1 protein-coding gene is annotated in these 239 nt (G+C 43.1%); it reads right to left on the minus strand.

Features of this window, described 5'->3' with window-relative positions:
- The coding region (locus H4J69_RS19835) for a hypothetical protein (RefSeq protein WP_220469609.1) at positions 1-239 on the minus strand (239 nt) is incomplete at both ends.

Consider the following 239-nt stretch of genomic DNA (forward strand, 5'->3'; position numbering starts at 1 on the left):
TCCGCAAGAGTAACCGTATCACCTGCATTGTACGTATTCCCACCAACACTAAAGCTCGTTACGGTTAACGGACCGTCTGCTGTTTCTGCATTATCAAGCACATTACCTGTTGCGATTGTATCTTCAGCTATCGTGACAGTTTCACTATCATCACTTAAATCAGAAACCGGTGTTACTGAAATGGTTAGGGTAGAACTCTGAGTGTCACCTGCACCGTCAGTAACAATGTAAGTAATTAG

This window comes from Colwellia sp. BRX10-9 (assembly GCF_014077405.1).
Classification (GTDB): domain Bacteria; phylum Pseudomonadota; class Gammaproteobacteria; order Enterobacterales; family Alteromonadaceae; genus Colwellia_A.